The organism is Pantoea cypripedii, from assembly GCF_002095535.1.
In the GTDB taxonomy this organism is placed as follows: domain Bacteria; phylum Pseudomonadota; class Gammaproteobacteria; order Enterobacterales; family Enterobacteriaceae; genus Pantoea; species Pantoea cypripedii.
Genome location: NZ_MLJI01000002.1, coordinates 288,213 through 313,368, shown reverse-complemented (window position 1 = coordinate 313,368; position 25,156 = coordinate 288,213). Strand labels below are relative to the sequence as shown.

At 53.5% G+C, this 25,156-nt stretch carries 26 protein-coding genes and 1 pseudogene; 12 read left to right on the top strand and 15 right to left on the bottom strand.

Annotated elements, in window-relative coordinates:
* Positions 1 to 12: 12 nt before the first annotated feature.
* From HA50_RS22655 to HA50_RS22640, 4 genes and pseudogenes are all read right to left on the bottom strand, one after another.
* Positions 13 to 153 (bottom strand): annotated as a pseudogene (locus HA50_RS22655) (SDR family oxidoreductase); the annotation flags it as partial.
* Positions 154 to 224: 71 nt separating this feature from the next.
* Positions 225 to 587: a DUF421 domain-containing protein gene (locus HA50_RS22650; RefSeq protein ID WP_139811007.1), complete on the bottom strand. Its 363-nt coding sequence runs from the start codon at positions 585 to 587 to the stop codon at positions 225 to 227.
* Between the two features lie 30 nt (positions 588 to 617).
* Positions 618 to 1,460: an SDR family NAD(P)-dependent oxidoreductase gene (locus HA50_RS22645; protein WP_084879097.1), complete on the bottom strand. Its 843-nt coding sequence runs from the start codon at positions 1,458 to 1,460 to the stop codon at positions 618 to 620.
* Positions 1,457 to 2,659, bottom strand: coding sequence for an MFS transporter (locus tag HA50_RS22640; protein WP_084879096.1), 1,203 nt, complete (start codon positions 2,657 to 2,659; stop codon positions 1,457 to 1,459). Before HA50_RS22640 ends, HA50_RS22645 begins: the two co-directional genes overlap by 4 nt.
* A gap of 137 nt (positions 2,660 to 2,796) precedes the next feature.
* Here HA50_RS22640 and HA50_RS22635 point away from each other — a divergent pair, with 137 nt between their 5' ends.
* Complete coding sequence (locus HA50_RS22635; RefSeq protein ID WP_084880141.1) at positions 2,797 to 3,762, top strand: LysR family transcriptional regulator; 966 nt, start codon at positions 2,797 to 2,799, stop codon at positions 3,760 to 3,762.
* Positions 3,759 to 3,995, top strand: coding sequence for a putative hemolysin (locus tag HA50_RS32065; protein WP_084879095.1), 237 nt, complete (start codon positions 3,759 to 3,761; stop codon positions 3,993 to 3,995). The genes HA50_RS22635 and HA50_RS32065 overlap by 4 nt, the downstream gene beginning before the upstream one ends.
* A gap of 38 nt (positions 3,996 to 4,033) precedes the next feature.
* On the opposite strand, the gene HA50_RS22625 is transcribed toward HA50_RS32065, so the two are convergent.
* A complete protein-coding gene (locus HA50_RS22625) occupies positions 4,034 to 4,549 on the bottom strand; it encodes a hypothetical protein (protein WP_084879094.1) in 516 nt (171 codons plus the stop codon).
* Between the two features lie 355 nt (positions 4,550 to 4,904).
* Between HA50_RS22625 and HA50_RS22620 the strand changes: the two genes are divergently transcribed.
* The gene (locus HA50_RS22620) at positions 4,905 to 6,068 is read left to right on the top strand and encodes an AAA family ATPase (protein ID WP_084879093.1); all 1,164 of its coding nucleotides are present in this window, start codon (positions 4,905 to 4,907) and stop codon (positions 6,066 to 6,068) included.
* Positions 6,069 to 6,071: 3 nt separating this feature from the next.
* Here HA50_RS22620 and HA50_RS22615 read toward each other — a convergent pair whose 3' ends face one another.
* Positions 6,072 to 6,407, bottom strand: a complete 336-nt coding sequence (locus HA50_RS22615) for a hypothetical protein (RefSeq protein ID WP_084879092.1) — start codon at positions 6,405 to 6,407, stop codon at positions 6,072 to 6,074.
* Between the two features lie 93 nt (positions 6,408 to 6,500).
* Here HA50_RS22615 and HA50_RS22610 point away from each other — a divergent pair, with 93 nt between their 5' ends.
* Positions 6,501 to 6,767: a DksA/TraR family C4-type zinc finger protein gene (locus tag HA50_RS22610; RefSeq protein WP_084879091.1), complete on the top strand. Its 267-nt coding sequence runs from the start codon at positions 6,501 to 6,503 to the stop codon at positions 6,765 to 6,767.
* 37 nt (positions 6,768 to 6,804) lie between these two features.
* Here HA50_RS22610 and HA50_RS22605 read toward each other — a convergent pair whose 3' ends face one another.
* Genes HA50_RS22605 through HA50_RS22590 form a run of 4 tightly spaced genes read right to left on the bottom strand, consistent with a single transcriptional unit; the run spans position 6,805 to position 10,167 of the window.
* Positions 6,805 to 7,107: a PTS lactose/cellobiose transporter subunit IIA gene (locus HA50_RS22605; RefSeq protein WP_084879090.1), complete on the bottom strand. Its 303-nt coding sequence runs from the start codon at positions 7,105 to 7,107 to the stop codon at positions 6,805 to 6,807.
* A complete protein-coding gene (locus HA50_RS22600) occupies positions 7,104 to 8,504 on the bottom strand; it encodes a glycoside hydrolase family 1 protein (RefSeq protein WP_084879089.1) in 1,401 nt (466 codons plus the stop codon). Before HA50_RS22600 ends, HA50_RS22605 begins: the two co-directional genes overlap by 4 nt.
* On the bottom strand, positions 8,485 to 9,840 hold the full coding sequence (locus HA50_RS22595; RefSeq protein ID WP_084879088.1) for a PTS sugar transporter subunit IIC: 1,356 nt from the start codon (positions 9,838 to 9,840) through the stop codon (positions 8,485 to 8,487). The genes HA50_RS22600 and HA50_RS22595 overlap by 20 nt, the downstream gene beginning before the upstream one ends.
* A gap of 12 nt (positions 9,841 to 9,852) precedes the next feature.
* Positions 9,853 to 10,167 carry a PTS sugar transporter subunit IIB gene (locus HA50_RS22590; protein WP_084879087.1) on the bottom strand — a complete coding sequence of 105 codons (315 nt, stop codon included), beginning with the start codon at positions 10,165 to 10,167 and terminating at the stop codon, positions 9,853 to 9,855.
* 258 nt (positions 10,168 to 10,425) lie between these two features.
* Here HA50_RS22590 and HA50_RS22585 point away from each other — a divergent pair, with 258 nt between their 5' ends.
* The gene (locus HA50_RS22585; RefSeq protein WP_084879086.1) at positions 10,426 to 11,367 is read left to right on the top strand and encodes a LacI family DNA-binding transcriptional regulator; all 942 of its coding nucleotides are present in this window, start codon (positions 10,426 to 10,428) and stop codon (positions 11,365 to 11,367) included.
* A gap of 26 nt (positions 11,368 to 11,393) precedes the next feature.
* On the top strand, positions 11,394 to 12,791 hold the full coding sequence (locus tag HA50_RS22580) for a M24 family metallopeptidase (RefSeq protein WP_084879085.1): 1,398 nt from the start codon (positions 11,394 to 11,396) through the stop codon (positions 12,789 to 12,791).
* 70 nt (positions 12,792 to 12,861) lie between these two features.
* On the opposite strand, the gene HA50_RS22575 is transcribed toward HA50_RS22580, so the two are convergent.
* Positions 12,862 to 13,929: an ATP-binding protein gene (locus tag HA50_RS22575; protein ID WP_158087433.1), complete on the bottom strand. Its 1,068-nt coding sequence runs from the start codon at positions 13,927 to 13,929 to the stop codon at positions 12,862 to 12,864.
* A 1-nt stretch (position 13,930) separates the two neighbouring features.
* Positions 13,931 to 14,629 (bottom strand): response regulator, encoded by a 699-nt coding sequence (locus HA50_RS22570; protein WP_084879083.1) that lies wholly within the window; start codon positions 14,627 to 14,629, stop codon positions 13,931 to 13,933.
* Positions 14,630 to 14,783: 154 nt separating this feature from the next.
* On the opposite strand from HA50_RS22570, the gene HA50_RS22565 reads away from it, so the two are divergent.
* The 3 genes from HA50_RS22565 to HA50_RS22555 are packed head-to-tail and all read left to right on the top strand — an operon-like array spanning position 14,784 to position 19,451.
* Positions 14,784 to 15,899, top strand: coding sequence for an efflux RND transporter periplasmic adaptor subunit (locus HA50_RS22565; RefSeq protein ID WP_084879082.1), 1,116 nt, complete (start codon positions 14,784 to 14,786; stop codon positions 15,897 to 15,899).
* Between the two features lie 36 nt (positions 15,900 to 15,935).
* Complete coding sequence (locus HA50_RS22560; protein WP_084879081.1) at positions 15,936 to 19,046, top strand: efflux RND transporter permease subunit; 3,111 nt, start codon at positions 15,936 to 15,938, stop codon at positions 19,044 to 19,046.
* A gap of 60 nt (positions 19,047 to 19,106) precedes the next feature.
* The gene (locus HA50_RS22555; protein ID WP_084879080.1) at positions 19,107 to 19,451 is read left to right on the top strand and encodes a helix-turn-helix domain-containing protein; all 345 of its coding nucleotides are present in this window, start codon (positions 19,107 to 19,109) and stop codon (positions 19,449 to 19,451) included.
* 101 nt (positions 19,452 to 19,552) lie between these two features.
* Here HA50_RS22555 and HA50_RS22550 read toward each other — a convergent pair whose 3' ends face one another.
* Positions 19,553 to 20,413: a LysR family transcriptional regulator gene (locus tag HA50_RS22550; RefSeq protein ID WP_084879079.1), complete on the bottom strand. Its 861-nt coding sequence runs from the start codon at positions 20,411 to 20,413 to the stop codon at positions 19,553 to 19,555.
* Positions 20,414 to 20,504: 91 nt separating this feature from the next.
* Here HA50_RS22550 and HA50_RS22545 point away from each other — a divergent pair, with 91 nt between their 5' ends.
* From HA50_RS22545 to HA50_RS22535, 3 genes are all read left to right on the top strand, one after another.
* Positions 20,505 to 20,918 carry a VOC family protein gene (locus tag HA50_RS22545; protein WP_084879078.1) on the top strand — a complete coding sequence of 138 codons (414 nt, stop codon included), beginning with the start codon at positions 20,505 to 20,507 and terminating at the stop codon, positions 20,916 to 20,918.
* Between the two features lie 137 nt (positions 20,919 to 21,055).
* Positions 21,056 to 22,273, top strand: a complete 1,218-nt coding sequence (locus HA50_RS22540) for a pyridoxal phosphate-dependent aminotransferase (protein ID WP_084879077.1) — start codon at positions 21,056 to 21,058, stop codon at positions 22,271 to 22,273.
* Positions 22,270 to 23,553, top strand: a complete 1,284-nt coding sequence (locus HA50_RS22535; protein WP_244193639.1) for a Zn-dependent hydrolase — start codon at positions 22,270 to 22,272, stop codon at positions 23,551 to 23,553. The genes HA50_RS22540 and HA50_RS22535 overlap by 4 nt, the downstream gene beginning before the upstream one ends.
* On the opposite strand, the gene HA50_RS22530 is transcribed toward HA50_RS22535, so the two are convergent.
* Positions 23,544 to 24,215 (bottom strand): GntR family transcriptional regulator, encoded by a 672-nt coding sequence (locus HA50_RS22530; RefSeq protein ID WP_084879076.1) that lies wholly within the window; start codon positions 24,213 to 24,215, stop codon positions 23,544 to 23,546. The two genes, HA50_RS22535 and HA50_RS22530, sit on opposite strands and share 10 nt — an antisense overlap.
* Positions 24,216 to 24,351: 136 nt before the next feature.
* Positions 24,352 to 25,149, bottom strand: a complete 798-nt coding sequence (locus HA50_RS22525; RefSeq protein ID WP_084879075.1) for a transporter substrate-binding domain-containing protein — start codon at positions 25,147 to 25,149, stop codon at positions 24,352 to 24,354.
* Positions 25,150 to 25,156: the final 7 nt, after the last annotated feature.

Below are 25,156 nucleotides of genomic sequence, written 5' to 3'. Positions count from 1 at the left end.
TGACAGAGAACATCAAACTGTGCCAGTGCCTCCATCAGAACACCAGACCTGGCCGGAGGTGTAACTTGCTTCATCAGAAGCCAGCAGCACATACAGAGGAGCGATTTCCACCGGCTGACCGGGACGGCCCAGTGGAGCCTGCTCGCCAAACTCAGTCCTGAATTAAGAAGCCCGGATAACAACCGGGTATTCTTAAGCGGTGCAGCGTTTCATCATAAGGCTATTTATTTTTCTGCCGCAGGCATGACGGAAATATGACCATTGACTTCAAATACGGCATATTTTATCTGGTCTATCCGCTCCGGTCCCTGTGACGACTCCAGAATAATCGGTCCGCCTTCTGCCATTTGTACGAGTGCAGGGAATCGCGTTTTATGTTTGCCAGAACCCCTATCAGAAAAAGGGTGATGCCAGCCACACGCAACACGATTGCTGTAGCTGAAGGGAGATGCGGATGTTTTCCTGAACTCAACCTGACAAATGGGATTTTTTGCAAACAATCTAAACAGAGCGGAAAAAACAAAATAACCTTTCATTCTGTTTCGAAGCGATTCCTGGAAATCAGTTAAGAATGAATAAAGAATCATGAGGTTATTCCTAAATAGAACCAGTCTGAACTAGCAAATATCTACCCAACGGTTGAATGCTTCTTGCCAGTCCGGATGCCAGCGAGACAATGCCGGACGGTTCTCAACCATATCCTGCATTGCCCAGGTGATTCGCTTCCGGTCCAGATCAGAAGACACCGCGTTATCCGGGCAGATAATGTAAAAATCACCGGCGGTAAAATGTTTGACGAAATAATCCACTACCTGGCCCGATGTCCAGGCTTCATCAGGTTTAGCGTCGGCCTGCTCATTCATTCCCGGGAAATTCATGTCCGTCCAGGTAAAACCCGGAACCAGCAAATGAGCCGTCACACGCCCGGATGTCGCGTGTAAAAGTTCATGGGCGAGTTGCTCGGTTAACACCTTAATGGCAGCCTTGCCAGCGCTATAAGCGGCATTGCCAGGCGGAGTGGTGATCCCTTCCTTTGAACCGAGGTTCACAATCGCACCGCTTTGTTCCATCGCCAGCATCAGAGGCACAAACAGGTGTTGCAGGGTCACAGCGGACAGCAGATTGACTTCGAGGTTGTGGCGCCATTTGTCGGGAGAATCCCAGGGGCCACCGCCCGCTTTAATACCGGCATTATTGATAAGCAGAGCGATTCCGCCGAATGCTGCAAGCGTTTTATCGCGCAGGCGGGTCAGATCATCAGCGCTGGTCACATCGCCGGTGACAAGACAGCATTCCGTCCCCAGGGTGGTTGCCAGCGCCTGTAGCCCCGCTTCATCTCTGTCGAACAGGCTTAGCCGCATCCCTTCCCTGCTCAGACGACGGGCAAGTGCCGCGCCGATACCTTTTGCCGCACCGGTAATGACCGCCACGCGGCCGGCTGCGATGACTGGATTTGTCATTTCTGACTCCTTCTGGTGATGTGAACCGAGAGATACATGAGCAACAGCGCTATTGCTGAGAACACCACGCCAACCCAACCTGTGGAAATCCAGGAGCCCCCCGCAGCAATTGCCAGTCCGCCACAGGCGGCCCCCAGCGCATTGGAAATATTAAATGCGCTGTGCGTCAGTGAAGAAGCCAGTGTCTGCGCGTCACCCGCGATATTCATCATGTGAGACTGCAGCGCAGGCACCAGCGCGAATCCGTTACCGAGAAAGAAAATCGCGATCAACACCGGCACCTTCCATGCAGCAACGAGTGCAAAAAGGCCCAGCACGAGCATATTCCAGCAGATCATGCCAAAGACCGACGGGATCAAGGCTCGGTCCGCCAGACGCCCGCCAATCACATTGCCGGTGACCATGCCAACCCCCCAGAGCACGAGGATCCACGGCACCCATTTCAGATCGAAGCCGCTGGCTTCGGTAAGGGCCGGGGTGATAAAGCTATAAACGGCGAACATACCGGCAAAACTGACCGAAGCTACCCCGAACGTCATCAGAATTTGTGGGCTGCGCAACGCCCCCAGTTCCTTCAATGGTGATGCTCCACCCTCAGCCGGAACTGACGGAACAAACAGCTTCACCATCACCGCCGTCAGAACGATACCCACGGTCACTACCGCGAAAGACATGCGCCAGCCCAGCGATTGTCCCGCCCAGGTGACCAGGGGAACTCCGGCAACGTTGGCTACAGCAAGCCCCAGCATCACGTAACCGATATAACGCGCCTTCTGATCGGAAGGCACCATTGACGCAGCAACCAGCGCGGAAACGCCATACCAGGCACCGTGGGGCAATCCTGAAATAAAGCGGGCAATGAGCAGAGAACTGTAGCTCCAGGCTGCTGCACTGAAGCCATAACCGGCAAGTGCAATGAGCAGCAACGCCAGCAGCAAAAGCTTGCGCGGCCAGCGTGCTCCCAGAATGGCGATCACCGGTGCACCAACCACCACGCCTGCTGCATAGGCGCTGATATAGGCCCCCGCAGCAGGAACGGAAACACCGGTGCCTTTCGCCAGATCCGGCAGCAAACTCATGGGAGAGAATTCGCCGGTGCCGATGCATAATCCGCCAGCCCCCAGCGCCAGCATGGCGGGTAATATCCCTGCGGGTGGCTGTACTCTGTCCATTTCTGAAGGGTAAGTCTGTTCTGACATCGCTTTTATTGTTCCCCCCGAGCAAGGTCTGCATAAGTATGGTTGAGTTGGAGTACACTATAAGTCGGCAGAATGCGGTTATTGTTTAGCATTAACCCATGAATCAGTGAATTAAACTCAACGATTGGATGTTGATTATGCCAGTAAGACCTATTGCCAGGCTCTCGCGTAGCGACCTGGCGGACCTCAACGCATTCAAAGCGGTCGAAAGACTGCGCAGTTTCACTAAAGCAGCGATAGAACTGGGGATCAGCACGTCCGCACTCAGTCACTCCGTGCGTAATCTGGAAACGCGCCTGGGCGTGCGGTTACTGAACCGGACCAGCCGTACCGTTGCACCAACGGAGGCGGGTGCCAGCCTGGCACTACGGCTTGAGGTGGGATTTCGTGAAATAGGTGAAGCACTGGATGATATCAACCGTATGCGCGACCGTCCGGTTGGCCGCCTGCGTCTCAACGTACTGAGCGACGGCGCCAGACTCATCATTGCCCGTCATCTGTCCAAGTTCATCAGCCTGTACCCGGATGTTGAGGTTGAAATTAGCGTAGACGACAGGATGGTGGATATCGTGTCAGAGGGATTCGATGCAGGCATACGTTTCGGCAATACTGTGCCGGAAGATTTAGTCGCTGTAAGGCTGGGTCCCGATTTAAAATGGGTGGCAGTGGCTTCCCCGCGTTATCTCTATCACCGTACCGCCCCGGCAGTTCCCGAGGATCTGCGCCGGCATTCCTGCCTGCAAATGCGTACCGGTCAGGGCACCATTTATAAATGGGAGTTTCGCCGTGGTGATGATTATCGCGTTATTGATGTTCCCGGTCAGATTTGCGTCAGTGAAACGGCGCTGGCGATAGAGCTGGCCCTCGCAGGCACCGGTATCGCCTACTGTCTTGAAGACCGCGTGAGCACGTATCTTCGGGATGGCAGCCTGAGGGTCGTTCTGCCGGAATGGTCTCCCATGGAGCCCGCTATGTATCTTTACTATCCCGGACACCGTCAGACCCCGCAGGGGCTGAGGGAGCTGATCGACGTACTGAAGGAAGAGACGGAAGCAGAACAGAGGGACAGGAAACGACCAATCCGCATGAGAGTGACACAATGAAAATATTATTCTTGTTTCTGACCATCCTGACCTTAAGCGCCTGTCAGAACAGAACCGCCGTTAAAACAAATGTTCCCGTTAACATGGCCAACCCTGCTTCGGTATATTGCCATGACAAAGGAGGTAAGCTGAGTCTCATCAGCTCCAATGGTCAAACCACCGGATACTGTACGCTGCCTTCGGGGGAATTGATCGAGGAATGGGCGCTATACCACCGGGACCACAAAATATGACCGACTACTCTCCCAGCCACAAAGGGCTGGGGATTAAGCTACATGTCATCCGATAGATTTTCATATCTTTTGGAATGATGCTTCCCTTGCTTTTGTGGGACGGCATCCGGGTAATTTTCAGCAAAAATACCCCGTAATGTCTTCACATCTTTTTTGTAGACCAGGTCATGCTGGACAAAAAACTTTGTCCCCTGTTTGGTTTCTAATGCGGCGATTGGAGAGAACATAGCCTTCAGACCTGAATTCATATAACTGGTCATCGAATTGCTCTCAGCAATCTGATGCAGCGTATCCTTATAGCTATAGCCTTCCTTTTTCATCGCATCGTCGAAGGTTAACGCCGTATAACCATACATGCAGTTATCCTGACTCATCTCGCCTTGTGAACTGCAATTAACCCATTGATTTTGCATATTAGAATCAACATGCCTGCTGACTTTTTGCGCTTCAGCACGATTTGCAGGCATCGGTGCAGCAACAGCCAATGATGAAAAGAAGGTATAAAGGGGTAATGCCACTAACAGTGGCTTGATTAAAAGTTTGCCGGTTAACATGCTTTTCCTTTGGGTACTGACAGGAAGGATAATGCCGTCACAGTACCACTTACCCATGCAACCAACAGTAAAATACATGTTTACTTGCAAAATTCAGGTAAGAGAAATCGGGCAACGGCAGAGATATCAGGCCTACAGAGTTACACTGTCACGCATGCGGGAGTAAGTTTGTTCCTGAAATGGCAAATCCTGAACGGGAATTTCATGCTGAAATTTTATGACTAATAAATGAAGCATCAATAAGTTAACGGTTTGTATGAGTGGGAATACTGTCGCTCCTGGTCCTGGAGTGTCAGAGAAAACCCTCCCTGCCGATAACTCAGCTGGCATCACTATCCAGGGAAAAACCGAGCCTATGTTAACCTGCTTTTCTATCGCCAATTATCGTTCTATCTGCGATCTCACCCTGCCGTTAGGGCGGCTGAACGTCATCACCGGTGAAAATGGCAGTGGGAAATCCAATCTCTACAAGGCGCTGCGACTGCTTGCAGAGACAGCAAAAGAGGGGGTAATTAGTTCTCTGGCTGAAGAAGGCGGGCTGACTTCAACTTACTGGGCCGGACCAGAAACGCTGTCACCTGGCATGAGGCGTGGAGATGTGCCGATCGAAGGCGGGCCGCGCCACAATGTGCTGCGGCTGAAGCTGGGATTCGCCAGTGACCATTTCGGCTACGCCATCACACTCGGTCTGCCGACCCCGAGTTCATCAGCCTTTGCCCATGATCCGGAGATCAAACGCGAGGTCATTTTTAGCGGGCCGTATTATCGCCCCGCTTCCTCCTTAGTGGAGCGAAAAGCCAACCTCATTAAGATCCGGGAAGACCGGCAGTGGCAAGTCGTCTCTCAGCAAATACCGGTGTATGGCAGCATGTTTGATCAGCTGGCGGACCCTCACGCTGCCCCTGAAGTGTTCCTGGTCCGTGAAACGATCCGCAACTGGCGCTTTTACGATCATTTTCGCACGGATAAAGATGCACCCGCCCGCCAGGCACAGCTGCTGACACGCACCCCCGTCCTGCATCATGACGGGCGAGACCTGGCATCGGCGCTTCAGACAATTATGGAAATCGGCGATCGACACGCGCTGGCTCATGCGATTGATGATGCATTTCCCGGCAGTCGGCTCGAAGTTATCCACCATTCAGGAGGACGTAGCTCGCTGGCCTTCCACCAAAAGGGGCTGCTGCGCCCTCTTTCTGCTGCCGAGTTATCGGATGGCACGCTGCGGTTTATTCTCTGGGTGGCGGCACTGATGACGCCGCGTCCACCGGAACTGATGGTGCTTAACGAGCCAGAAACCAGCCTGCATCCGGACCTGTTACCTGCACTGGCGCGGCTGATTTTGCAGGCATCGCAGCACACGCAGATTTGGGTGATATCGCATGCTAACCGGCTGGTGAATGCGCTGATGCGTGACCCGGAATGCCACATGATAGAACTCGAAAAAGAGCTGGGGCAGACCCGAATCAAGGGACAAAGCATGCTGGACGTGCCTGCCTGGCGATGGCCTGACGAGTGATAATCAAGTGAACGTCATGGCCCAGGTAATCACCCCGGCGGCAACCGTGGTAAAGGTTAATGCGACAAGAAAAAGAATATCGACCATCTTTTCCAGCTTATGATTGCGCCGCTGGTTGCGGGTGCGCAGCGCCCAGTAGGACATAATAGTCGTCACCAGATACAGAATGGCATTGACGGCCAGCATATCGTCACCCAGCGTATCTTCCCGCCTTAAGGCGGTAATCACCTGAAAAATACCGATGACGGTAATACAGACGCCGACCATCGCAGCCGAAGCGGTGAAAATATGCACGCAGATATCTTCGTCGAGCCGGTTATTGGTTTTTGGTTTGATCATCACGGTCACCTTAAAAAGAGCAACGTTCGATTTCTCAAATACGGGCGATTAACTGTACTCTTTTAAGGTTAACTGAGACAGAGGAGGCGGAATATGGCTAGCGGCTGGTCTGGCGATGGTGCGGTTCAGGATCAGATTGACGCCACCGTCGATGATGCGGTTGCCAGGGCGCGCAGTCAGCTGGCACACGGCGAGAGTGCAGAATATTGTGATGAATGTGGTGAACCAATCCCCGAGGCGCGTCGGCAGGCCTTACCCGGCGTGCGTTATTGCATTAAATGCCAGAGCGAGCGTGATAAGCGCGAAGCGAGCCACAGCGGTTACAACCGACGCGGCAGCAAAGACAGTCAGTTAAGATAAGCGAGCTGGACGACCGCGATCGTCCAGCCGCCACGCCTCAGCGTTGATAAAGATGCACAATCTCTTCGGACAACTCGCGCGCCAGCAGGGATGTCATCAAATGGTCCTGGGCATGCACCATAATCAATGACATCGGCTGACGGGCCTCACCCGCGTCCTGTTCAATCAACTTTGTTTGCATTTTATGGGCCTGCCGGGAGAAGGTATCCGCTTCCTGCAACAGGTTTTTCGCCGCGTCAAAATCCCCCTGACGGGCCGCTTGTAACGCCTCAAAACATAAACTGCGCGACTGACCGGCATTGACGATAATTTCCATCACCGCTTCTTCTAAATCGATCATGATGTGGACTCCTGCTCACTGAAACCATTATGCGCGGCGGTGGCGGCAAACCACTCCCCGCTTTTTTTCACGGTACGCTGTTGGCTGGTGAGATCGAGCTGCACAAAGCCGTAGCGGTTTTTGTAGCCGTTGCACCATGACCAGTTATCAATAAAGGTCCACATATGGTAGCCAAGGCAGTTGCTGCCCTCGCTTATCCCCTTGTGCAGCCATTTAAGGTGATCGGAAATAAAATCGATGCGGTACTGATCGTCAATCTGGCCCTCCGCGGCAAAGCGCTGTTCATTCTCAACCCCCATGCCGTTCTCTGAAATAAAGCAGCGTGGATTGCCGTAGTTCACCCGCAGATTGGTGAGAATGTCATAAATACCTGGCGCGTAGATTTCCCAGCCGCGATACGGATTCATCGTGCGCCCCGGCATCTCATAATGGTCAAAAAACCATTCCGGCATTAATGGCGAGGCGGGGTTCACCGCATTTTCCCGGCATTTAACCCGACGCGGCTGATAATAATTGATGCCCAGCAGGTCAATTCTACCGGCCGCAATCAATGTGCTGTCACCCGGTAAACAGGCTGGCAGTTGATCGTATTGCTTAAGCAAGGCCACCAGATCCGCCGGATATTCCCCCAGCAGCACCGGGTCGAGGAAGCTGCGGTTAAACAGCAGGTCCGCATGATGCGACGCATTAAGATCGGCCGGATGCTGTGAACGCGGGTATGACGGCGTCAGGTTAAGGATGATGCCGATTTCGCCGCCATAACCCCCTGCCCGATATGCGCGTACCGCCGAAGCATGGGCCAGCACGGTGTGATAAGCCACCGTCGCGGCGCGCCTGAAATCGACCACGTTGGGATAGTGGAAATCATAAAGATAACCGCCCTCAACCGGCACAATCGGCTCGTTAAAGGTGAACCAGTGCAGTACCCGGTCACCAAACAGCTCAAAACACAGCTGCGCGTAGCGGGCGAATGCTTCCACCACCTCACGGCTTTCCCAGCCCCCTTTCTCCTGCATTGCCAGCGGCATATCAAAATGGAACAGGGTGAGGAAGGGTTTGATGCCCTGCGCCAGCAGTTCATCGATGACGCGATTATAAAAGGCCACCGCGTCTGGGTTCACTTCACCGATTCCGTCTGGAATTAAGCGCGACCAGCTCAGCGAGGTGCGAAAACTGTTGTGATTCAGCTGGCGTAATAAGGCGATATCCTGCTGCCAGTGCTGATAAAAGGTTGAGGTCTCTGCGGGGCCGACCTGCTGATGGAAGCGCCACGGTTGCTGCTCAAACCAGTGATCCCAGATGGTGGCACTTTTCCCGCCAGACAAACTCGCTCCTTCGGTTTGCAGAGCCGAACTGGCGCTGCCCCACCAGAAATTCTCAGGAAACTGATACTTCATTACGCTTATCTCCGGATTTATTAGTCAGAGGGGCCACGGTGTTGTCCTGGGCTTTTTGTTCTTCTGTCTTCAGCAGCGAACGTTCATAAGCGCGCAGGAAAGGCAGGTACATCAGGGCCGACATCACCATGCAAATCAGGCACATCACCACCGGGCTGATGGCCCAGTTGGCAGCCCATGAGGCACCAATTGGCGCGGGCGTCGTCCAGGGCGTGAGTGACACCACCTGCGCCAGCCAGCCCATTTTGGTGGCCGTCCAGGCAAGGATGGCGTTGACCATAGGCACGCAGACAAAGGGAATAAACAGCATGGGATTCATGATGATCGGCGCGCCGAACATAATCGGTTCGTTGATGTTGAAGAAGCTCGGCACAATTCCCATCTTGCCGATGGTACGCAGATGGGTTGCGCGGCTACGTAACAACAGGAACGCCAGCGGTAAGGTGGAACCCACGCCACCAATCAACAGATAGTGATCCCAGAAACCCTGCAGATAGATATGCGGCAGCGCCGTGCCTGCCGCCAGTGCCGCCTGATTGGCCGAGAGATTTGCCATCCAGAACGGATTCATAATGCCGGTCACGATCAGCGCACCGTGGATACCGGCGAACCAGAACAGCTGGCACAGCAGCACCGAAAGTAAAATCGCGGGCAGGGAATCTGACGCCGAAACCAGTGGCCCGAGCAGATGCATAATCGCCTCGGGGATAATCATGCCGGTCTGCGCCTGGATAAATAAGTTCAGGGGATGCAGGGTGCCAATAATCACCACCACCGGAATCAATATTTCAAAGGAGCGAGCAACACCAGTGGGGACTTCTTTAGGTAAGCGGATGGTGATATTTTTCTGCTTAAGCCACGCATAGACTCGCGTTGAATAAATGGCGGTGATCAGCGCGGTAAAAATCCCTTGTCCGGAAAGATAGGCGGTGGAGATAGTACCGTTGGAGTAAGGTGCGGCGACCAGCAGGAATGCCATAAATGCCAGCAGGCCCGACATCACCGGATCCAGTGAGAACTGCCGCCCGAGGCTTGCGCCGATCCCTACCGAGATAAAAAATGTCATGACGCCCATGCTGAGGTAAAACGGCAGCATCAGTTGTTCGCGGTAGGTCGCGGAGAAATCCAGCCAGGCACGGGCAAAACTGTTGGTCGTCGTGGCGGAGAACGGCGGGAAGATAAAGACCAGCATGAACGAACCGATGATCATAAACGGCAGCGCGGCAGTAAAGCCATCGCGGATCGCAATGATGTATTTCTGTTGCCCGAGACGTCCGGCTAACGGCGTTATCGATTGCTCGATAACGGTAATCATCGACTGATATAACGAGCTCATACCATCACCTTTTTAGTGAGCTGCCTCAATAAGCGACAGCGCGTAATCCAGCACTTTGTCACCGCGCTGCATACCGTAGTCCATCATCTCGATTGGCTGGACGGGGATCCCCGCGCTGGCTGCTTTATCCGCCAGCGTTTTCAGCATGTATTTCACCTGTGGCCCCAGCAAAACCACCTGATAACGTGAAAATTGCTCATCAAATTCGGTCACCCCATAGGCGGCGATATCGACAGCCAATCCCCTTTTCTGCGCCACGTCCTGCATTTTGCGCACCAGCATGCTGGTGGACATCCCCGCTGAACAACACAACATAATCCTGACCATCGTTATCCATCCTTCAGTGATATGCCTCAATGTGGTTATGATTGGATACCATACGGAAACCGGTTTCCATCAAGCAGCCAATGAAATGTGATAACGGTCAATTTATTATTCATTGGTGGTTTTTTTATTAGATTCCCATCACAAAATACCGGCAATATGGATGTGTTTTATGCTGAAATGGAAATCCGGTTTCCATCCAGAATCGAAATCGCTATACTGCCGCTGGCGAAAGTTTGTTCAGAGTATCCGGGGAGAAAGATGTCTACGATCAACGATGTATCGCGCTTAGCTGGGGTCTCAAAAGCCACAGTGTCTCGGGTGTTGAGTGGTTCGCGCGGCGTGAAGGAAGCCAGCCGCCTCGCAGTGCTGAAAGCGGTGGACGAGCTGAAATATCGGCCTAACGTCATTGCTCAATCGTTGTTCAGCCAGTCCACCGGTTGCATTGGTGTTATCTGCGCGCAGGAAAACATCAATCAGACCACCGGCTATCTCTATGCACTGGAAAAACAACTGAGCCAGCATCAAAAACATCTGCTGTTGCGCTTTGCCAGCAGTAAAACCGATGTGATGAATGCCCTTGATGAGCTGACCTGCGGGCTGTGCGATGATGTGCTGATCATTGGTGCCCGCTTCCCCCTCGATATTCAGGACGACAATGTCATCCTGGTGGATTGTGCCGAAACTGCATGGCCAAATAGCCTCCAGTTTGATCACGCCTTCGCCGCCGAAACCGCCTGTAATTACCTGATTAGCCAGGGGAAGCGGCAGATCGCCTTGATCTATCCTGACGCCGGAAATGCAGGGGAACAGGTGTTATTCGGTTATAAACTGGCGCTGGAAAATAACCTCCTGCCCTATAATCGTAATCTGGTGCTGATGGACTCGCCCTCTTCGTCGGTGGCGCTGCAGGTGCTGCTCAACAATGCCAGCACCCTGAATTTTAATGCCTTGTTAGTGGCAAACGATCAGGAAGCGCAGCAGGTGATGACGCAGCTCCAGGCATTTAATAAATCGGTGCCGGGCGACATCATGGTATTTAGCCTGGCCGGTTCCGTACATTTGCCTGGCCTGCCCACCATCCCGGCGATTGAATATTCCATGGATGCGCTGGCAACCCGAATTGTGGGCTGGCTGACGAAAAAGACCCAGGACATGCTGGGTTCTTATACGCTACGGGGGGACCTGTTCGTTCCCCGTTAACACGACAAACTCTTAGGAGACGGTAAATGACGCAGCAATACCCCTACAGGCTGATGAAGAAACCGGCTCCTCCCACCTTCCCGGATGTCACAACGCCGGTGATCCCGGATGAAGTGATGCATCAGCGCCTCGCGAACGTTCTCGCGGCGATGAGCGCACAGGGGCTTGAGTTTCTGGTCATCTATGCCGACAAAGAACATGGCGGCAACTTTGAATATCTCTCCGGTTTTATTCCGCGTTTCGAGGAAGCCTTACTGGTCATCAGTGCGCAAGGAACGCTTAGCTGGGTGATGGGCAATGAAAACCTCAAACTGGTGCCGTTCGCCCGCAACACAGGTAACTGCCTGCACGCCCCCATTTTTTCTCTGCCGAATCAGCCGATGGACGGTGATCAACCGCTACACAAACTGCTGGAAAGCTGTGGTATCACTGCGTCGTCACGTACCGGTATCGCAGGCTGGAAGTTGTTTAGCGGCCTGAGTGCAGCAAAACAACTGTTCGATGTCCCGGCATTTGTCGTGGATGCTGTTTTTCAGGCGAGCGGCGGTAAACATAACGTGATTAACGCTACCGGACTGTTTATCTCGCCGGAAACGGGCGTCCGTATCCATAACAGCGCAGCCGAAGTGGCATTCTACGAATACGGTGCCAATCTGGCGTCCACCTGCCTGCTCAACGCGCTTGATGCCATCGAGGTTGGCAAAAGTGAAAAGTCGATTGGGCAGTTACTGGCCGCCTCGGGACAGCCATCGAGCGTGATCTCCATTGCGGCCACCGGCGATCGTTTTACCCACGCCACGCTTTATCCACGCGATAAACTCATCGCACTGGGTGATAAGTTCTCGCTGACGGTAGGTTACAAAGGCGGATTAAGCAGCCGCGCAGCCTACGTTGTCGCCGCAGCAGACGAATTACCCGCCGAAGTGACGGATTATCTGCCGCGCGTGGCCCAGCCTTATTATCACGCCGTCGTCACCTGGCTTGAAAGTCTCCGATGCGGCCTGACAGGTGGCGAGTTGTACCAGATTGTTGAGCATGTGCTGCCAAAGGACCGCTGGCACTGGCATCTCAATCCCGGCCACCTGGTAGCGGATGAAGAATGGCTATGTTCACCGGTCAGCAGTGGCTCCAAAGCGGTGCTGGGCAGCGGCATGCTGTTGCAGATCGATATTATTCCTTCCGTCAAAGGCTACGGTGGATGCAGCATTGAAGACACCGTTGCGCTGGCGGATGCCCAGCTACAGGCGGAGATTGCTGAAGCCTGGCCGGAGGTCTGGCAGCGTATGCAGGCGCGGCGGCAATATGTTGAGGATGTACTCAATATTCAGCTGCATCCGGATGTGTTATTGCTGTCAAATACGGTGGGTTATCTGCGCCCGTATCTGCTCAGCAAGTCTGAGGCGCTGGTAAAAGTGGCGAACTGACAAAAGTCGCACCGCTGAACCCGATATCCTTCTTCCGGGCGGATCCATCATTAACGTTTTCGTGGTGTTATTAGGGGATTTGGTCAAAAGGAAGAAAAACCTTAAAACCTGCTCCGCCTAGTTCACTGCGCTCATATTTAACATATCCGTGATGGGCAAGAGCGATGGCCTTCACGACAGCCAGACCCAGGCCTGTCCCACCACTGTCACGCGAACGGGAATGATCCAGCCGACTAAAAGCATCAAAAATAGAGCCGATCTTGTCCTCGGGAATACCCGGCCCCTCGTCTTCAATACTGATGATCACCCCTTCAGCATGTTGCTGACATGCCAGCAAAACCACCCCAGGCACGGCATAGCGGCGGGCATTATCCAGCAGCGCAAGGATCATTTGCCGGACGCGTGCCGCATCACACCTGAGGTCAACTGAATCCACTTTCGTAATCACAGAGAGATGTTTTTCACTCATGGCGGGTTTGACCAGCTCGACGACGCTAATCAGCTCCTGCGCAATGTCCACCTTCTCGGCGCGTAAGGAAAAGTGTTCACTGGCGGCCAGACTTAAGGTACGCAGATCTTCGATCAGCCTTGCCAGTCCTTCCGTCTGCCGCACGAGATTTTTAAATAACCCCTGCTCCGGCGGAAAGATGCCATCGGCCAGCCCCTGAAGTCTGCCACGCAAAATGGTGACTGGCGTTCTCAGCTCATGTGCGATGGCGGCATTCCACGTCACGATTTCACCAGAAGCCACCTCAAGTTTTTCAGCCATGATGTTGAAATCATCGACCAGGGCAGCGGTTTCCGAGAGTCTGCGATCCCCGGCATCGGCTCTGGCACTGAGTTCACCACCGGCGATACGGCGTGCGCTATCGGCCAGGGATTGCAGTGGATGAAGAATCTTTTTTGCAAACCTGACTGCGGTAATGACGGCCACGATAATCGAAAGTCCGGCAGATACACCAAGTTGCACCCAGTCCGAGGTGGTGGCGACATACTCGAATTGTTTTGCTTGTTCGCCAAATACCATCACCGCGAGGCCGACCCACGCATACCAGGTAATGAAGGTGATGAGCAATGAAGAACAGACGAGCTGGATCATTAAAATAATGAGATGTCGACTTAACCCTGATCCTTTCATGTTAATCCCCCAGCCGATAGCCGAAGCCGCGTACACTTTCGGGGATGCCCGGCACACCAGCATCCTCTAATTTTTTTCTCAGTTTACTGATGTGGCTATCAACGGTTCTTTCCAGCGTTTCTCCCTGAGGCAGGCAAGACTCAAGAATCTCCAGCCGACTAAAAACTTTTCGCGGCGCTTCGGCCAGGCGTTCAAGTATTCTGAATTCCGTTGAAGTAAGACGAGAGGCGATATCCTCACCGGAATGACGCAGAATAATTCGGTGCTCGTCATGATAAAATTCAATTTGGTTATGAACGCTGACTCTGGGTTTATTTTTCGCCTGAGCATTACCCGTGCGCCTTAATATTGCCTGGGTTCGGGCAACGACCTCGGCCGGATTAAAGGGTTTGACAACATAGTCGTCTGCACCGATGCGCAATGCCGATAATTTATCCGCATTGTCATCATTCGCTGTCAGCATCAGAACGGGCGTATCGCCACGACGGCGGAGTTCGGTCAACACTTGCCAGCCATCCATCAATGGCATGCGTATATCCAGAATGATTAATGCCGGTTGCGTCTTATCGTATAAATCCAATGCATCCTTACCGTTAGCAGCGTGCAACGTTTCAAAACCACTTTGTTTTAAATAGGCGATAACAATGTCGGCGATTTCCGCATCATCTTCGGCTAACAGGATTAAAGGCGTCATATTCATTTCATTACCTTATTGCATCAGACCGTCGCTGTTAAGAATAATATTTTTATTTTTCATCTCCACACAATCTACATAATACCTGCACCCTTCCTCAATAAACACCGCGTACCCTCCTCGTTTTGCACTCTCACATTACTCACCGGGTTGAAACTTTATGAAGACAAAGGGACTGGCATTAATCGTTGCAGCCGCCATTTTAACGGCAGCAGGCTGCAAACAGGAAGAAACCGCGTCAGGCGCCCCGCCGCAACCTGTGCAGGTTGCCGTCACCACGCTCCAGCCCTCAGAGGTTTCGCTGGTGCGCACCTGGCCTGGCCGTATCAGCGCCATTAAAACCGCGCAGATCAGACCGCAGGTGGGAGGGATTGTGGTATCTCGCTTGTTTTCTCAGGGTTCGGACGTCAAAACCGGGCAGCCCCTTTTTCAAATCGATCCCGCACCTTTTGAAGCGGATGTTCAAATGGCTAATGCAGCGCTGGTTAAGGCCGAAGCCACTTACCGGCAGCTTAGGTCCCGGGCAGAACGGCTGAAACTGCTGCAAAAAACAGGCGCAGTGAGCCATCAGGATTATGATGATGCCAGCGCCAATAGTGCCGGTGCCGCCGCTGATGTCGCGCAGGCACGAGCCACGCTCGAACGGAGAAAGTTGGAATTAGCTTATTCAACGGTGCGGGCGCCGATTGATGGTCGTATCGATCAGGAATTTGTGACCGAGGGAGCGTTAGTCAGCGCCTCCGATACGCAGGCCATGGCCACTATCCAGCAAACGCGAAGTGTATATATCGATGCCCGCCTGCCTGCCGCCGAATTACGAGGTTTACTGGCGCATAACCAACGCGAATCACAAGTTACGGTATCGCTGTTTGATGAGAATAATCATCCTTACAACGTCAGGCCGCGATTACTTTTCTCAGGCATCAACGTGAATAACGAAACGGGTGATGTAGTGTTACGCGCAGAAGCTGAAAACCCGCAGGGGGAGCTGATGCCCGGTATGTTTGTACGCGTCAAAATTAGCCGCTTACTGGACAATAATGGCATCGCTATTCCGGAAAAAGCTATTCAGCATGCGCAGGACAATACCTATGTCTGGCTTGAAACAGCCGAAAATAAAGCTGAGCGAAAGCAGATCGAAATTGGTGATCAGTTCAACGATAAAAGAATTGTATTAAATGGCTTAAAGGCTGGGGATAAATTGATCATCGAAGGAAAAGAGAAATTACAGGATGGCATTCCAGTGGAATCTTTAAGCGATAAAAACGGCGCCTAATGCCAGATTTTATTTAGTCATTATACAGGAATTCTGATGCCACAGTTTTTTATAAATCGCCCGGTATTTGCGTGGGTCATTGCGCTGTTTATTGTGTTATTTGGTCTTATCACCATACCTCAATTGCCCATTGCACAGTATCCCTCGGTTGCCCCCCCGAGTGTATCAATAACGGTGAATTACCCTGGGGCTACGCCTCAGACGATGAATGAATCGGTTATCTCGCTTATTGAGCGAGAATTATCCGGTGTTGATGACCTGCTTTATTTCGAGTCATCAAGCGATACGTCAGGGACGGCGACCATCACCGTCACTTTCAAGCCGGGTACCAACATCAAACTGGCGCAGGTCGATGTCCAGAACCAAATTAAAACCGTTGAATCACGTTTACCGCAGACTGTCAGACAAAATGGGCTGACGGTTGAAGCGGCATCATCTAACTTTTTGATGATGGTCGGGCTGACATCACCGGGTGGAAACTTCTCAGAAGCTGACCTCAGTGATTACTTTGCGCGTAACGTGACCGAAGAATTACGCCGCGTTGCGGGTGTCGGCAAGGTGCAGGCGTTTGGTGCGGAGAAAGCCATGCGCATATGGGTTGATCCGGCAAAACTCATTTCCTACCGTCTGACCATTAGTGACATCAGTACCGCCATCAGCCAGCAAAACGTGCAAATAGCGCCAGGCCGGATTGGTGATGCTCCCACCGTCTATGGACAGCAAACCGGTTACCCGCTTACCGTACGCGGTCAGCTTGGCACACCTGACGAATTTCGCCATATCGTACTCAAAGCCAATGTTGACGGTTCGACCGTCACGCTCGGTGATGTCGCCAGGGTAGACCTCGGCTTACAGACCTATTCTTTTGCGGTACGTGAGGATGGTCAGTCTTCGACGGCGGTGGCGATCCAGCTGTCACCGGGCGCTAATGCGATACAAACCTCGCAGGCCGTGCAGGACCGTCTGACTGAAATGGCCAAAGCCTTGCCGGACGGGATGAAATTCACCGTTCCGTTTGATACCTCGCCCTTCGTTAAAATTTCCATCGAGAAAGTCATCCATACCTTTATCGAGGCCATGGCGCTGGTGTTTATCGTCATGTTCCTGTTCTTACAGAACATCCGATATACCTTTATTCCTGCTATCGTGGCCCCCGTCGCGCTGCTGGGCACCTTCACCGTGATGATGCTATGCGGTTTCTCGATAAACGTACTGACGATGTTCGGTATGGTACTGGCGATAGGGATCATTGTTGATGACGCGATCGTCGTGGTCGAAAACGTAGAACGCCTGATGTCTGAAGAGGGTCTTTCACCCCGGCAGGCTACAGAAAAAGCGATGCGTGAGATTACCGGTGCGGTGGTCGGGATCACGCTGGTATTAACTGCGGTATTTATTCCCATGGGATTAGCCAGCGGGTCGGTCGGTATCATTTATCGCCAGTTCACCCTTTCGATGGCCGTCTCCATTCTTTTCTCCGCATTTTTAGCATTGAGCCTTACCCCGGCACTGTGCGCTACGTTGTTAAAACCGGTGACGCAGGAATCTCATCAAAAAGGGCGTTTCTTCAGCTGGTTTAACCGTAGCTTTGATCGCATGTCAGACCGCTTCGAATCCCGCTTAACCCGTCTGCTGAAAAGAACCGGCAGGATGATGCTGGTTTACGGTGCGCTCTGTGGCGTGTTGTTTTATGCCTTTACCCGACTTCCCTCGTCCTTTCTGCCTTCGGAAGACCAGGGGTATTTCATGACGTCGATCCAGCTGCCTTCTGATGCCACATTAGAAAGAACCGGAGAGGTGGTGAAGAAGCTGGAAAATGCTGTCGCTGAGCGTCCGGGTATTCAACGTAACCTGTCGGTGCTTGGATTCAGCTTTTCGGGTTCCGGTGCTAACTCGGCGTTGGCGTTTACCACCCTCAAAGACTGGGGAGAAAGAGACGGTGCAACCGCACAGGGAGAGGCAGACCATTTACAGGCAGTGATGTCCGCTGTACCGGATGCAACGGTAATGAGTCTCCTGCCGCCTCCGATCGCGGAATTAGGCAATTCCACCGGCTTTACTCTGCGTCTTGAAGACCGCAGTGGCCATGGATATCAGGCGCTATCTGAGGCCGTCAACCAGCTGTTAAGCAAGGCAGCACAAAGTAAAATCGTGACTGACGTGTATGTCGATGGCCTGCCTGATGGGACAAGCATCGATCTCAGTATTGATCGCCAGAAAGCGGAAACGCTGGGTATTGCATTCAGTGATATCAGCCAGACACTATCCGGTGCGATGGGGTCATCCTACATTAACGATTTTCCTAATCAGGGGCGTATCCAGCAGGTGATTATTCAGGCTGATGCTCCTTATCGCATGCAACTGAAAGATGTACTGTCACTCTACGTGCGTAATAAGTCCGGCGGCATGGTTCCGTTGTCGGAAGTGGTGCGTGGCGAGTGGAAAACGTCCCCCTTACAGATGGTCCGTTATCAGGGCTATCCCGCCTTTCGTATCGCCGGGAATGCCGGACCGGGTTATTCAACCGGTGCCGCGATGGCTGAAATGGAAAAGATTGCGGCTGAGCTACCTGCTGGATTTGCCGTTGAATGGACGGGTCAATCGTTGCAGGAACAACAATCCGCCTCTCAGGCTCCTATGCTGATGCTGCTTTCCATGCTGGTGGTATTTCTGGTACTGGCCGCGCTTTATGAAAGCTGGGCTATTCCGTTATCAGTCATGCTTGTCGTGCCACTTGGATTACTCGGTGCGGTTATTGCGGTGGTGATACGTGATATGCCGAATGATGTTTTCTTTAAAGTCGGGATGATCACTATCATTGGTCTTTCAGCTAAAAACGCCATCCTTATTATTGAATTTGCCAGACAGATTTATGAGGAAGAAGGCAACCTGATTAAATCAACAATTCGCGCGGCCAAAATGCGTTTGCGTCCGATTTTAATGACGTCATTAGCCTTCACATTAGGTGTAGTGCCTTTAATGCTGGCTGTCGGAGCGAGTGCTACCACGCAACATGCAATAGGGACCGGGGTATTTGGCGGCATGATCAGCGGTACATTGCTGGCTGTTTTCTTTGTTCCGGCCTTTTTTATCTTCGTCATGACCTGGGTTAACAAAATATCCAGTGCCATCACGAAAAAGCCCTGAATCGCTGGTCTTTTTAACAGCGCGCCTCCACGGCGCGCTGCAATGAACTGGAGGAATCACATGGTCATTCATAAAGATACAGTGAATGAGTTGATGGTCTGGATTGACCGTAATATCCATCTCCCACTGGTCATTTCTGCCGTTGCCACCAAGGCAGGCTATTCAAAATGGCACCTGCAACGACTCTTTAAAAGAGAAACGCAACAAACGCTGGGAGAATATATTCGTAAAAGGAGAGTCATTCTGGCCGCATCCGAACTCGCGTCCTCTCATGGTTCGATTCTTGAGATTGCACTTAAATATGGTTTTGATAGCCAGCAATCGTTTACCCGGTCTTTTACGAAATATTTTCAGGAGCCACCGGCAAAGTGGAGGCGTGAACATTACTCACCAGAACTTTCTTAAATAATAACGACGTTGAATATCCAATACACAATGGGTATCGGGATGCGCTGAGTGCACTGTTTATATGCAACGAATGCGCAACCATCGGGCGTAGTGAACAATCATCGGGCGGAACTCAGCGCAGAGATTAACAGGTTAAGCAGTTGCTCGTTTATCGACTCCGGGCGCACCAGCAGAATAATTTTGCGATCGTAACCGCCGCCGACCGAGGTCTGCACCAGGTGCTGCGAAATCGCAGCAAGGCCTGGCCAGCGCGGCAGCAGGCTCACTCCCATCTTTTCTTTTACCAGCAGGGAAATCGCTTCGATTCCATCCAGCTCCAGCAACAGGCGGGGATGCAGGTCGTGGTCATTCAGGTACTGCTGCGCCAGCCGCCCACCCCAGGAGTTGGGGTCATAACTGATATAAGGCAGCGTGCTGAGGGCGTGAGCAACATCCTGCTCCAGCGGTGCGCTGGACAGCAGAATCAGCTCCTCGTGATGCAGCGGTTGCCAGCGGTAGCGTTTCGGGATTTCAAACGGCGGCTGGACCATAATCGCCGCGTCGATCGCTTCGCGTGCCAGAGCATCGTACAGCGTAGTGGACGTGCCGGGAATGATTTGCGGCCTGACATCCGGTGCCTGCCGATGCAGCATCAGCAAGGCGCCGGGCAAAATCCCGGTCAGCGCCGTTGAGATGGCACCAATCTTCAGCGTCCCGCTCAGTGCATTGGCATGTACATCGCTACTCAGTAGCTCCACTTCACGCACGATGCGCCTGGCGCGGGTCAGCATCGCCATCGCGGCATCGGTGGGTCTGGCGGTATGCCCTACCCGGTTCAGCAAAGGTGTGTCCAGTTCCCGCTCCAGTACCTGAATACGCTGACTCACCGCTGCGGCGGTAATTCCCTGGCGACGCGCCGCTTCGGCGATGGAGCCGCATTCAATGGCGGCAATCAGGCTGGCAAGGTACTTACTATCCAAAGCTATTCCTTACGATTGAATGCATAAAAACATGCTAACGCTTTTGTACGTGATTTGAGATTCTGCCTCAATCTTTAAATGGAGACAGAACATGAAATCTGCATTTCACCTTGCCTATCACGTCACCGATCTCGATGAAAGCCGCCGTTTTTACGGTGAGTTACTGGGTTGCACCGAGGGGCGCAGCACTGACACCTGGGTCGACTTCGACTTTTTTGGTCACCAAATTTCCCTGCATCTCGGCGAACCCTTCGCGGTGACCAACACCGGTAAGGTGGGCGATCACATGGTGCCGATGCCCCATCTGGGGCTGGTGCTGGAGATGACGGAATGGGAACCGCTGGCCGCCCGACTGCAACAGGCTGGCATTGCATTCATCCTGCCACCGCAAAAACGCTTCGTCGGCGAACCGGGTGAGCAGGCGATCATGTTTATGCAGGATCCATCAGGCAACCCAATTGAAATCAAAGGATTTTCTGACTGGGACCGTGTGTTTGCTAAATAATCGGGTGGGACTCAGCACGCCTGCCGTGGCACACGCATCATCCTGAATTACATTGGCATTGTTATTGCATTTCTTTGGTATGCCAAAGAAATTGCGCCGCCGCGCGCAGATATGATCACATTACGTAAGGGTTAAAGATGTCTCAGCAGAATATCGACAGCCGACTGGCGAAACGCGTCTCGCGCATTGGGCTGTCAATGACGGTCAAAATCGCGCAGCGCGCCCGCGAGTTGCAGGCGCAGGGTAAGAAAATTATCAATATGGGTGCCGGTGAGCTGGATTTTGATACACCGGAATACATCAAGCTGGGGGCGATCAAGGGCATCCTTGAGGGGCAGACCCGTTATACCAACGTCGGGGGCACCACCGCACTCACTCAGGCGATTCAGCAAAAATTCCAGCGCGAAAACCAGCTCTCCTATGGGCTGAGCGAAATCATTGCGGGTACCGGTGCCAAACAACTGTTGTTCAACGCCTTGCAGGCGACCGTCGATGAGAACGACGAAGTGATCATCCCGGCCCCTTACTGGGTGTCCTATCCGGATATGGTCAGGCTGGCTGACGGCACGCCGGTTACTGTCACCACTACGGTTGATAGCGGGTACAAAATTACCCCGGACCAGCTCCGCGCAGCCCTGACAGCGCAAACCAAATGGCTGCTGATTAACTCGCCGGGTAATCCGACCGGGGCGATTTACTCGCGTGAGGAATTGCAGGCACTGGCTGACGTACTGAAGGACTATCCGCGCGTGCTGGTGCTCTCTGACGATATTTATGAACCGCTCACCTACGATGTGCCGTTTATTTCCTTTGCCACGGCGGCACCGGAGCTGAAAGATCGCACCCTGACGCTAAACGGCGTCTCTAAAGGCTACGCGATGACCGGCTGGCGTCTGGGATACGCGGCGGGTCCGGAATGGTTGATCAAAGCCATGGAGAAGATCCAGGCGCAAAGCACCTCGAACCCGAGTTCCATCAGCCAGGCCGCCGCCGCCACTGCGTTAATGGGCGATTCCTCGTTTCTGACCGGCTGGCGTGAGATCCTGGTCAAACGCCGCGACGAGGCATGTGAGATTCTGGCTGCCTCTTCCCTGCTGCATTTGCAAAAACCGCAGGGCGCATTTTATCTGTTTGTCGATTGTCAGCAGGCACTGGGGAAAACCCTGGCCGATGGCAGTGTGCTGGCGGATGACCTCGACATTGCCCGTTTCCTGATCGAGCACGCCAGCGTGGCAGTGGTGCCGGGTAGCGCCTTTGGCATGCCGGGTCACTTCAGGCTGGCCTTCAGCATCGCCAGTGAAGATGTCACTGCGGCCTGTAAGGCGATCGTCGCCGCAATGGAGACGCTGAAATGATGCCTGCTACCCTGCCAGAGCCGGATCTGGCGCTGGCCGAAACGTTGTTTGCGCAACTGCGTGAAATGAGTTTTGACGGCAAAGGCATCACCCGCGATGCCTACGGTCCCGGCGAGCAGCGCGCTCATGATCTGGTCAGCCAGCTTGCCCGCCAGCTGGGTTTTGAAGTGATGACCGATGCGGCGGTCAACCTGTATATCATCCTGCCCGGCGCGGACCGCCATGCGCCGAAAGTGGTGGTTGGTTCGCACCTTGACTCAGTGCCAGCCGGGGGTAACTACGATGGCGCAGCTGGCGTGCTGGCCGGTCTGGCGATTCTGGCGGGCTGGAAAGCGGCGGGACTCGTTCCCCCCTGCGATCTGATGCTGATTGCGATTCGCGCTGAAGAGAGCGCATGGTTCCCTATCTCCTATCTGGGAAGCAAAACGGTGCTGGGACAACTGACCCGTGCCGATCTGGCGATCCTGCGCCGGGACAACCAAATCTCCATCGCCCAGCACATGATCAACTGTGGCGGCAATCCCGATAAGGTGGTGGATGAGCCGCCGCTGTTTGGGCCAGCACAGTTGCGAGCTTTCCTGGAAATCCATATTGAACAGGGGCCGGTGCTGGAAAGCGCGGAGATCCCGGTCGGGATCGTCAGCGGCATTTGCGGCAGCTTGCGCTACCGTTTTGCCCGGGCATACGGACAATACGCACATTCCGGTGCCTGCCCCTCGTGGTGCCGTCAGGATGCCGTTATCGCCGCCGCGGAGCTGGTGAGCGAGATGCACCGTTACTGGCATGAGCTGGAGAAAGCCGGACACGAACTTACCGTCACCTTTGGCCGCTTCTTTACCGATGCCGTCGATGCCGATATGAGTAAGGTCAGCGGGCTGGTGGATTTCTCCATTGATTTTCGTTCGCGTAACGCACAGACGCTGCAAACCATTGATGCGCATCTGCAACAGACGGCCGCAGCAATTTCGCAGCGTCACGGGGTGCGGTTTGATTTCGGGGAGCAGAGTCGCAGTACCCCAGCCCTGATGGATCCGGGGCTGGTGGTGGCGTTGCAGAATGCGGCAGATGATCTGGCTATTGCAGCACAGGTGATGCCAAGCGGTGCGGGCCACGATTGTGCGCAGTTCGTGAACTGCGGCGTACCGGGTGCGATGTTGTTTGTCCGTAACCAGAACGGCAGCCACAATCCTGATGAGGCAATGGAGTTCTCAGATTTCGCGCTTGCCGTCCGGGTGCTGAATCAAACTCTGGTCACGATGATGTTCAGGGATCAGAACTGACTCAGGCGTTTGATAATGCCCTGACGGACGTTATCGATATGCGCGGCAACCAGACTTTGTGCCAAATCTGGCTGGTTGTCGCGCAGCGCCTGAATGATTTGCAGGTGCTCGCGGTGACCCGCTTCAAAGCGTTCCGGCACTTCGCTTAAATTAAACATATGGGTCTTCAGACGCAGGGTTTTGATGTAATCGGCCATGGTCTTGTTGCCGCTGTAAAAGGCGATGGTCTCATGAATACGCGAATCCGCAGCCCAGTCCTCTTCCGTATCCGGCACTTTCTTGATCAGCAGCCCTTCGACCAGCGTCTGAATCGCGTCCAGCTCGCTCAGGGGAATTTTACCCGTCGCCAGACGTGTCGCCTCAGCCTCCAGCACGCGCCGGATATGCAGGGTTTCAATTAACTCCTGAATCGAAAACTCTTTAACCACCGGCGTTCTGCCGCCGTTGCGTGCGATAAACCCTTCATTTTCCAGCCGGTTCAGCGCGTTACGCACCGGTGTGCGGGAGATATCCAGCATCTCTGCCAGGCGTCGTTCCTGCAACACGGTGTTGACCGCAAATTCACGGCTGATGATTTTATTCAGGATGGTTTCATAGGCTTTCTGGCTTAAATTCTGCTCGCCGTCATCCGCCTCTTTTAATAACTGGTCAGCCAGCGCCATGATTGATCACCCGCATAATGTTCCCTTCCCCGCCATTGTCGTGGCCGCTCGATTACCGTTAACGGCGATGATATGAGTTTTTATCTTCACAGAGAAGCCCTGGCGCATTCCGGATGCGCTCAGGGCCGGTCGAGGATTATTGCGGCAGTGTCAGTACCGGATTCTTCGGGGCAGGATCGAGACCGACAATCGCTGTCGTCAGGCGGGCAAAGGTCCCGTCACTTTTCATATCGGCCAGCGCTTTGTTCACCGCAGCCACCAGGTTAGGTTTGCCTTTGGCGAAAGTGAAGCCTTTCTGCACCTGGCTCAGGTAGCCGGGCACCTGCACGAACGGCAGGTGGTTATGCTCGATCAGGTAGGCGTTGCCGATGGAATCGTTGATCACGCCGTCGAGATTACCATTGATCATATCCTGCACCGCGGAAGTGATGTCGCTGTAGTTTTTCAGCTGTGCACCGTGTTCTTCGGCCAGTCGGGCATAGGTGGATGACACCTGCGCGCCGATTTTCTTACCTTTAAGATCGTCCGGCGTTTTGATGCTGGTGTCTTTCGGTGCGAGGATTCGGCCGCCGGACTCAATCCATGCATCGGCAAATACCACGGATTTCTGACGTTCCGGGGTGATATCGATGGCGGCCATGCTCATATCAAACTTATTGGCCTGTAAGCCGATCAGAATCGAGTCCCACTTGGTGACCACTGGCACCAGTTTCAGGTGCAGACGTTTCGCGACTTCGGTCATCACCGCGATTTCCAGACCGGAGATTTGGCCGCCCGGACCGCGCATGCTATAGGGAGGTGCCGTGCCCTCGGTGGCGACGCGCAGTTCGCCCGGCGTCAGCAGCTCCAGCTTTTTATCCCCTTCCGCAAAGGCGGCTGTCGAACTCAGCAGTGAAGTGAGTAAAAGACCGCAAATAAAAGACTTCAATTTCATGCAAAAA